We start from the raw sequence: 8,808 nt of genomic DNA, 5'->3' as shown, positions 1-8,808 counted from the left end.
CCGGCTCTGAGCGCCGAGCGCTTCGTGGCAGATCCGTTCGCCGGGGACGGCAGGCGGATGTATCGCTCGGGTGACCAGGTGCGGTGGCTGCCGGATGGGCGGTTGGAGTTCGTCGGGCGCGCCGACGATCAGGTCAAGGTGCGTGGGTTCCGGATCGAGCTGGGTGAGATCGAATCGGTGCTGAGTGTGCATCCTGGGGTGCGGTCGGTGGTGGTGACCGTTGAGGGTATGGACGGGGATCGCAGGTTGGTGGCGCATGTGGTGCCGGCTGATCAGGGTGAGGGGATACCTGCGGTGGGTGAGTTGCGTTCCTTCGCGGGGGAGCGGCTGCCCGGGTTCATGGTTCCGTCGGTGTTCGTGGAGCTGGCCGCGCTGCCCCTCACCCTGAACGGAAAGATCGACCGGGCCGCACTCCGGGCGTTCGACGGCGTGACCCCGGCCGGAACGGGGCAGGGATATGTGGCGCCCCGTAGCGAGACAGAGCGCGTCCTGGCGGAGATGTGGGCCGAGCTCCTGGGCGTGGAACGGGTCGGGGTCGACGACAACTTCTTCGACCTGGGCGGTCATTCACTGCTCGCCACCCAGGTGGTGTCCCGTATCCGGGCGGTGTTCGACGTCGATCTGCCGCTCTCGGCCGTCTTCGACCGTCCGACGATCGCGGCGATCGCCACGATCGTCGGAAGCGGTGAGAACGCGGCGGTTGCGGACGACGCGGAGTACGAGGAGTTCGATATCTAGGCCTCATCCTCAGGTAGGAGACCGCCCCTCCCTCGCACGAGGGAGGGGCGGTCTGCTTCGTCCCTCACGCGAGCACCGTGGGACTTCGCTCCTTGCCGTGACGACCCGTACCCCTCCTTCTCCCTAGTCTTCTTGCATGGAGAAGACGATCGATGGGTCGCAAGCTGTGATCGAGGTCAGGGACGTCTACAAGCGCTTCGGCAGCACTCAGGCGCTGGACGGCATGACGTTCGCCGTCAGGCCGGGGCAGATCACCGGCTTCGTCGGCCCGAACGGTGCGGGGAAGTCCACGACGATGCGTGTCATCCTCGGTCTGGACAAGCCGGACAAGGGGACCGCGCTGGTCGGCGGGCGCCCGTACCCAACGCTGCGCACCCCTCTCAAGCACGTCGGTGCGCTGCTCGACGCGGCTGCCGTACAGCCGAGCCGGACTGCCCGCCATCATCTGCTGTGGTTGGCCCACTCGCAGGGGCTCGGCACTGCCGCGGTCGACGAGGTGATCCGAAGGGTGGGCCTCCAGGACGTGGCCGGGCGCAAGGCGGGCGGCTTCTCCTTGGGGATGCGGCAGCGGCTGGGTATCGCGGCCGCGCTGCTCGGCGACCCGCCGATGCTCATGCTGGACGAGCCGTTCAACGGCCTGGACCCCGAGGGGTTCATGTGGATGCGCGGCTTCCTGGCGTCACTCGCCGAGCAGGGCCGCGCCGTGCTGGTGTCCAGTCACCTGATGAGCGAGCTGCAGGACTCCGCCGACCACGTGATCGTCGTCGGGCGCGGCAAGGTTGTCGCCGACATGAGTGTGCGCGAGCTGCTCGCCTCCGTGTCCGAGGGGCGCGTGACGCTGCGCACGTCGGCTCGTACGCAGGCGATGGATGTGCTCGCACGCGCCGGTGCGACGGTGAGTTCCATGGGAAGCGACACGATCAGCGTCACCGACCTGCCGGCCGAGCACGTCGTGTCCGTGCTCGGTGCGAACGCGGTGCCGTTCTCCGAAGTGTCCTCGCACCGCGCGTCGCTCGAAGAGGCGTACATGGAACTCACCCGGGACTCCGTGCAGTACCGCGGGGTCGTCACCAAGGAGGCCGGACGATGACCGCCACGATCTCGCCTCCGCCGGCCACCGACCGGTCGGAACGGGGCGGCTTCGGACGCGTACTGCACGCGGAGTGGACGAAGTTCCGCACGGTGCGCGGCTGGGTGCTCAGCACGGTCGGTGCGCTGGTGGTCATCTGCCTGGTCGGACTGCTCGCCACCGCACAGAGCAACGACGGCGGCGTCAATGCGTCGAAGCTGCCCGTCGGTCCCGGCGGCGAGGCGGTCAACGACGCTTTCTACTTCATGCACCAGCCGCTGAAGGGCGACGGCACCATCACGGTGTCCGTGTCCTCGCTGACCGGTCAGGTCGCTACGTCGCCCACGGAGAACAAGCCGGGTCTCGCACCCTGGGCCAAGGCCGGAATCATCGTGAAGGACTCCCTGAAGCCGGGGTCGTCGTACGCGTCGATGATGGTCACCGGCGAGCACGGTGTGCGGATGCAGTACGACTACACGCACGACATGGCCGGGCTGCCCGGCACGGTGTCGACGGATGCGCCGCGCTATCTCCGGCTGCAGCGCACCGGCGACACCATCACCGGCTATCAGTCGACGGACGGCAGCAAGTGGGCCGAAGTGGGCACCGCTCACCTCTCCGGACTCTCGGAGTCCCCGCAGGTCGGGCTGTTCGTGACCTCGCCGTCGGCCACGGAGGAGACCGGTACGGGAACAGGGTTCAACCCCGCCGTCGCCACCGGCACGTTCAGCGCTCCCACGCTGAGCGGCGAGTGGAGCGGTGAAGCCTGGCAGGACCGGCAGGTCAGCGACGGTGCCGGCACGAATGGCAGCTACAGCCAGTCGACGAAGGGCGAGGTGACCTCGTCCGACACTGGCTACAGCATCACCGGGGCCGGCGACATCGCGCCGGTGGTCGGCGGACCGGCCGCGAGCGGCGTGCGCATCATCTCGAACTTCCTCGTCGGCGCGTTCGCAGGGCTGATCATGATGGTGGTCGTGGCCGCGGGTTACGTGACCGTCGAGTACCGGCGAGGACTGATCGGCGTCACCTTCGCGGCCAGCCCGCGCAGAGGCCGCGTACTGGTGACGAAGGCCCTCGTGGTGGGTTGCGCGGCCTTCCTCGCCGGAGCGATCGCGGCCGCTTTCATGGTGCCCTTCGGGGGAGCACGGTCGCTCGCGAACGGCTTTCCCGTCCTGACGGTGCCGTCGTCGACCGAGCTGCGGGTCATCGTGGGAACGGGCCTGCTGCTCGCCGCCGCCAGTGTGTTCGCCCTGTCCGTCGGCGCGATCCTGCGGCGCAGCGCCGTGACCATCACCGTGGTGGTCGTCAGCATGGTGCTGCCCTACCTGCTCGCCACCGCGTCCGTCCTGCCCCCCGCGGCCTCTGACTGGCTCCTGAAGGTCACACCGGCCGCCGGGTTCGCCATCCAGCAGACCGTCACACACTACGACCAGGTCGTCACCGTCTATTCGCCGGCGCACGGCTACTTCCCGCTGGCGCCGTGGGGCGGCTTCGCCGTCCTGTGCGCCTACGCCGCGGTTGCCTTCGGCGCCGCACTGGTCCTGATCCGCCGGAGGGACGTATGAGGTACGCGGGACGCTCGGAGTGGACGAAGCTGCGGACGGACGCCAGTAATGGCTGGTTGCTGCTCGGCGTCGTGGCCCTGACCCTGGCGGTCGGCGCCGCGGTGGCGATGACATCCCGGTGTGACGCCATGGGCTGTGGAGAGGACGCCACGAAGCTCAGCCTCACCGGCGTCATGGTCGGCCAGGTCGTCGTCGCGATCGTCGCGGTGCTGATGGTCGGCAACGAGTACAGCACCGGCATGATGCAGACCACGATCGCCGCGGTGCCGCGCCGGCTGACCGTCCTCCTCTCGAAGGCGGCCGTCCTGAGTGCGGTGATGGTGGTGGCGGGTGCCATCGGCGTCTTCGGGTCGCTGCTGATCGGAGGGATGGTGCAGCCCGGCCGGGGCTTCACCGAGGCGCACGGGTACGAGGCGATGTCGCTGGCCGACTCCGCGACGCTGCGCGCCGGCGTCGGATCCGTCCTCTACCTCGCCCTGATCGGGCTGCTCAGCCTCGGCATCGCACTGATCGTGCGGAGTTCGGCGACGGCCATCGGGATCGTTCTGGGACTGCTCTTCTTCTTCCCGATCCTCACCCAGGTGATCACCGACCCGGACTGGCAGCGGCTCCTCCAGCAGATCGCCCCCATGACGGCCGGCCTCTCCGTTCAGACGACCATCGGTGTCGATCAGCTCCCGATCGGTCCCTGGGAAGGTCTCGGAGTGGTGGCCCTGTGGGCCCTCGGCGCGCTGGCCGTCGGCGGCGCGATGCTTCGCGCGCGAGACGCATAAGCAAACGAGACTACCCGCCAATCCCCCGGGCGGGTAAGGCGGTCTCGTGTTCAACTGCGCGAAGGCGCCGGTTGAACACGAGGCCGCCATTTCTATGTGCTTGGACTTATGGATGAGCAGGCACGGTTGTCGTACGCTGAGGACGCCTAACGACGCGATATTGCGTTTCGCGGCATTCCGACGGAACGTCATGGACGGTTCCGTCGGTGCTGCGCGTGGCACTGTCCGCTGTCGGCCTGCTTTCGGAGGTTCGGGTGAGGAAGTACTGCAAGTCGTACCAGCTGGGTGAATTGCGTGGCTTTCCAGGGTGGTCGGCCGGGGTGCAGCCCGAGGAGCACGATCTTGCCGATGAGACCACGGTGTTCCTCTGTGACGAATTCACGGTCATGCTCAGTCCTGTCGGCGTTGACAAGGACAAGCGGCTCTTCACGGAGGACACTCCGGAGTGGCGTGAGTTTTGCGAGACCACTCTGAAATTCAGCATTCCTGACGACTTGGCATTCGCCTATGTCGAGTCCGAGCAGAGCTGAGCCGGCCGCTCCGATCAGAGCCGCTCCAATTAGAGAGGTGAACCATGGATGAATTGACCGAGCGCCTGAGTGTCGAACAGCGTGTGGAAGTCGGCGGGCCCGAGCCCACGCTTGAGGAACTGCACACGCGACTGACGGACATCGGGACCGTCTTCGTGAAGTTCACCGAGACCCGAGGTGGCACTGACCTGGGGATACGCCTGGATCGCGAGGCTTCGGACCTCAGTGCTGCCGACTTCGACGCCCGGACGGGCACCGTCCACGTCGAGGGCACCCTGACGCTCAATGACGATGCGGTGCGCTGTATTGCCGATATCGATCTGGCTACGCTGCAGGGCACCGGCCGACTGGCGCTCGTGGAAATGACCGACGCCTGACGGATTTCCATCCGGTGCTTCAGGGGCCGTGAGCGGACCCGCCGCGCTACTCGAGAATATCGGATGTTACTGATGACGAGGGCTGTGAGATCTGCGGACCCTGTGCGCTCTCCGGTCGGGAACACTCCGATCGTGGATGTTTCCCTGAAGGTGCACGGGACGGTGCGGCGGCTGCGACTCAAGCTGGAATCCAAGAATCCCTTTGGTTCGCTGAAGGATCGCATCTCCGCCTCTTTGATCGACCATGTGGCCGACCGTATCGACAAAGAAATCGGCATCATCGAGTCGACTTCGGGGAATCTTGGTGTCGCCATGTCGGCCGAATGTGCCGCACGGGGGATTCCCTTCACCGCCGTGGTCGATCCGCGGACCAGTGTATTCTTCATCGATCGAATGCGTGGCCTCGGGGCCCAGGTGCGCGTCATTGACGAACCCGATGCCACCGGCGGATATTTACTGAACCGCATTCAATACGTCAGGGAACAGCTGAAGGTCCGCCCCGGGCTCGTCTGGACGAATCAGTACCGGAGCGAGGCGAACCCGAACGCCCATTTCGAAAGCACGGCGCCCGAACTCCTGCGGCAGGTGCCGGGTCCGGCGACGGTGCTGGTCCCCGTCTCCACCGGCGGCACACTCGCCGGCCTGACCCGGTTCGCCGACGCGACCGACGCGGACTGGCGCCTCATCGGTGTCGACGTACACGGCTCCGCGGCGCTCGGCCGGACCTCCGGGCAGCGGGTCCTGTCCGGGATAGGGGCGAGCTGCCCGTCGAGCTTCCTCGATCCCACCGCCGCAACCGTGCTGTACGTCGATGTCGCCGAGGCGGTATCGGCCTGCCTGTGGCTGTCCGAGGAAGTGGGGATCGGTGTCGGGGGCAGCTCCGGGGCGACCGTGGCCGCCGCGCTGCGGATGTTCCGGCAGGACCCGGGGACCGAGGAGCTGGTGTGCCTCTGCCCCGATGGAGCGGACCGCTACCGGACCACGATCTACGCGGCCGACTGGCGGACCGCCCAGGGGATCACTACCGCCGGGATCGGCGGCGGCGTCGCGTACAGCGGCCTGAGCGAGAGCGGAGAATGATGTCCACCGAGGCACGCGGGCTGCTGACGCTGTCCGAACTGACCAGGGGAGACCTGGAGGGCCTCGTGGCCAGGTCCCGCGAGCTCTTCCACGACCGGAAGGCGCATGACGGCCCGCTGCGCGACAAGGTGGTCGGGGTTCTCTTCGCCAAGACGTCCACACGGACCAGGACCGCCTTCACCAGCGGCATTGTGCGGCTCGGCGGATTTCCTGTCACGTACGGACCCAACGATCTTCAGACGGCGACGGGCGAATCGGTCAAGGACACCGGCCGCATCTTCGGCTCCATGCTGGACGCGCTCGTCGCGAGGACCTCCGGACCCCTTGAGGAGCTGCGGGAAATGGCCGGCGCCGGCCGGCTCCCCGTGATCAACGCGATGGCCGCCGAGGAGCACCCCACTCAGGGGATATGCGACCTGGCGACGATGCTCATGGAGTTCGGGTCGCTCGAGGGTCTCTCCGTGCTCTATCTCGGCGAGGGCAACAACACGGCATCCGCCCTCGCCCACGGGATCTCCCACCTGCCGCACTGCCACGTCACCTTCGCGACCCCGCCCGGCTACGGACTGAACCCCCAGGTACTGGACGACGCCGCGAAGCGGGCGGCCGAGTCGGGCGGCAGCGTACGCGAGGTCCACGACACGGACGATCTGCCGGCGCATGTGGACGTCGTCTACACGACGCGCTGGCAGACGACCGGCACCATCAAGACCGACCCCGACTGGCGGGAGAGATTCCGTCCGTTCCACATCGACGAGCAGTTCCTGCGGCGCTGGCCGGAGGCGAAGTTCATGCACGACCTGCCCGCGCACCGCGGCGAGGAGGTCTCCGGCGCGGTTCTCGACGGGCCGCGCTCGCTCGCCTGGCAGCAGGCCGAGATGAAGCTGACCAGTGCCATGGCGGTACTGGAGTGGGTCGTGACCGGGAACTCGGCACGCGTGCACCGCAGTTGATGAACCGCCGTAAACGGCTGCCCCCTCTGCGCGGGCCCGTTGATTCCCTGCGGCCGACCGACCTTTCGACATTACTTCTGGTCCGAATTCCCTGGAGGACGGGGCACCGATGTCTGACGAGCTGTTGTTTCTGCGACCCAAGGTCATAGTCGAACCATTGGTGGACCGGTTCTACGTCTGGCCGCACACACTGGCGCCCATTCAGGCCGCGATGAACCTGGCATTTCTGCAGGTGCCGCTCCTGGAGTCGTATCTCCAGTCACCGAAGGTCCACGTAGCGGCCAGCAGTAATCCTGAACTGCGCGGCGGCTACTTCATCAACATCGCCGAGGAACGCGCCGACGAGGTACGCGATCTGCTGACCACCATCAAGCGCGACCGGGCGGGCATGCTCCGCTTCGCCGAAGCGATCGCCGAGGGGCAGGAACTGCTCCGCTCGAATGCCACCGGATTCGACCTGACACCGCTGTATTCGAAGCTGCCCCCGGAACTCGGTGGCCTGGTCGAGCTGGCGTACGACACCGACAACCAGGCGCAGATCCGCTTCATGGAGCCGCTGGCCTACCACAGCGACATCTATCAGGAGGAACGCCAGTCGGTGCAGCTCTCCTTCGAGACCGGCGTCGAGAGGCCGTTCATCCTCAGTACGCCGCGCCTGACCTCGCCCGACGTGCTGGAACTGGACATCCCGTTCCGCCACGCCGGGCTCGAAGAGCTTTTCAAAGCCCGGGTCCGGCCCGCCACGCTCGCACACCTTCGCGAGGCGCTCGAACTCGACGACACCCAGGCGACGCAGCTGTCCGGCATGCTGAGCGACCGGCCGAGCCTGGCGGAGGACCGGCACATCGACGCGGGCGGCCGCATCCGCTACTTCGGGCACGCCTGTCTGGTCCTCCAGACGCCCGAGGCAGCCGTCGTGACCGACCCGTTCATCAGCGCCGACAACACCGCCGGCGACCGGTACACCCTTGACGACCTGCCCGACTACATCGACCTCGTGCTGATCACGCACGGTCACCAGGACCACATCGTCCTGGAGACGCTGCTCCAACTGCGGGGCCGCGTCGGCCGGATCGTCGTCCCGCGGGCCTCCCGCGGCAACCTCGCCGACCCGTCCATGGCGCTCATGCTCAAGCACCAGGGCTTCCCGGTCGTCGAGGTCGACGACTTCGACGAGGTGGAGTTCCCCGGCGGCAAGATCACCGCGACGCCGTTCCTCGGCGAGCACTGTGACCTCGACATCCGTGGAAAGTCCACGTACTGGGCGGAGTTCGCGGGCAAGAAGGTCTTCATCGGCGCGGACTCCTCGGGCATCGACCCGATGCTGTACCGCTACGTCAAGCGTCACCTGGGCACGGCTGACATCGCCTTCCTCGGCATGGAGTGCGACGGCGCCCCGCTCACCTGGCTCTACCAGGCGCTGCTCACCAAGCCGGTGACCAAGAAGATGAGCAACTCCCGCAAGCTGTCCGGCTCCAACGCTGCCCAGGCCGCCGACATCATGGTCGAGCTCGGCGCCAAGGAGGCGTACGTCTACGCCATGGGCGAGGAGCCCTGGCTCGGGCACGTCATGGCGACGACCTACACCGAGGACACGTATCAGATCAAGCAGATCGACGAGTTCATGACCTGGTGCAAGGACCGCGGCATCAAGGCAGGACATCTCTACGGCCAGCAGGAATGGCGCTGGTAGCCCAACGACAGTCAGCTCAACGGCACG

Annotated in this window: 9 protein-coding genes; all 9 read left to right on the top strand. The window is 67.1% G+C overall.

From position 1 onward, the window contains the following. Positions 1-738 (top strand): phosphopantetheine-binding protein (locus ACFT7S_RS31235; protein WP_382737505.1); only part of this gene is annotated, 738 nt, incomplete at its 5' end. Positions 739-874: 136 nt separating this feature from the next. Next, the gene (locus ACFT7S_RS31230) at positions 875-1,828 is read left to right on the top strand and encodes an ATP-binding cassette domain-containing protein (protein WP_382737504.1); all 954 of its coding nucleotides are present in this window, start codon (positions 875-877) and stop codon (positions 1,826-1,828) included. After that, complete coding sequence (locus tag ACFT7S_RS31225) at positions 1,825-3,375, top strand: hypothetical protein (protein WP_382737503.1); 1,551 nt, start codon at positions 1,825-1,827, stop codon at positions 3,373-3,375. The genes ACFT7S_RS31230 and ACFT7S_RS31225 overlap by 4 nt, the downstream gene beginning before the upstream one ends. After that, positions 3,372-4,148, top strand: a complete 777-nt coding sequence (locus tag ACFT7S_RS31220; RefSeq protein ID WP_382737502.1) for an ABC transporter permease — start codon at positions 3,372-3,374, stop codon at positions 4,146-4,148. Before ACFT7S_RS31225 ends, ACFT7S_RS31220 begins: the two co-directional genes overlap by 4 nt. 206 nt (positions 4,149-4,354) lie before the next feature. Further along, positions 4,355-4,678, top strand: a complete 324-nt coding sequence (locus ACFT7S_RS31215; RefSeq protein WP_382737501.1) for a hypothetical protein — start codon at positions 4,355-4,357, stop codon at positions 4,676-4,678. 44 nt (positions 4,679-4,722) lie between these two features. Continuing rightward, positions 4,723-5,055, top strand: coding sequence for a hypothetical protein (locus ACFT7S_RS31210; RefSeq protein WP_382737500.1), 333 nt, complete (start codon positions 4,723-4,725; stop codon positions 5,053-5,055). Positions 5,056-5,118: 63 nt separating this feature from the next. Next, entirely contained in the window at positions 5,119-6,135 is a 1,017-nt protein-coding gene (locus ACFT7S_RS31205; RefSeq protein ID WP_382737499.1) for a pyridoxal-phosphate dependent enzyme, read from the top strand. Beyond that, entirely contained in the window at positions 6,132-7,088 is a 957-nt protein-coding gene (locus tag ACFT7S_RS31200; protein WP_382737498.1) for an ornithine carbamoyltransferase, read from the top strand. The genes ACFT7S_RS31205 and ACFT7S_RS31200 overlap by 4 nt, the downstream gene beginning before the upstream one ends. 109 nt (positions 7,089-7,197) lie before the next feature. Then, positions 7,198-8,781, top strand: coding sequence for an MBL fold metallo-hydrolase (locus ACFT7S_RS31195; RefSeq protein WP_382737497.1), 1,584 nt, complete (start codon positions 7,198-7,200; stop codon positions 8,779-8,781). The last annotated feature ends 27 nt before the right edge of the window (positions 8,782-8,808 follow it).

Source organism: Streptomyces sp. NPDC057136 (genome assembly GCF_042670885.1).
Classification (GTDB): domain Bacteria; phylum Actinomycetota; class Actinomycetes; order Streptomycetales; family Streptomycetaceae; genus Streptomyces.
The sequence above is the reverse complement of the archived record's forward strand: the minus strand, read 5'-3'. Positions and strand labels throughout refer to the sequence as shown.

Coding starts and splice junctions, on each gene's coding strand:
- ACFT7S_RS31210 (WP_382737500.1), top strand. CDS start 4,723: ATGGATGAATTGACCGAGCGCCTGAGTGTCGAACAGCGTGTGGAAGTC.
- ACFT7S_RS31230 (WP_382737504.1), top strand. CDS start 875: ATGGAGAAGACGATCGATGGGTCGCAAGCTGTGATCGAGGTCAGGGAC.
- ACFT7S_RS31220 (WP_382737502.1), top strand. CDS start 3,372: ATGAGGTACGCGGGACGCTCGGAGTGGACGAAGCTGCGGACGGACGCC.
- ACFT7S_RS31205 (WP_382737499.1), top strand. CDS start 5,119: ATGTTACTGATGACGAGGGCTGTGAGATCTGCGGACCCTGTGCGCTCT.
- ACFT7S_RS31225 (WP_382737503.1), top strand. CDS start 1,825: ATGACCGCCACGATCTCGCCTCCGCCGGCCACCGACCGGTCGGAACGG.
- ACFT7S_RS31195 (WP_382737497.1), top strand. CDS start 7,198: ATGTCTGACGAGCTGTTGTTTCTGCGACCCAAGGTCATAGTCGAACCA.
- ACFT7S_RS31200 (WP_382737498.1), top strand. CDS start 6,132: ATGATGTCCACCGAGGCACGCGGGCTGCTGACGCTGTCCGAACTGACC.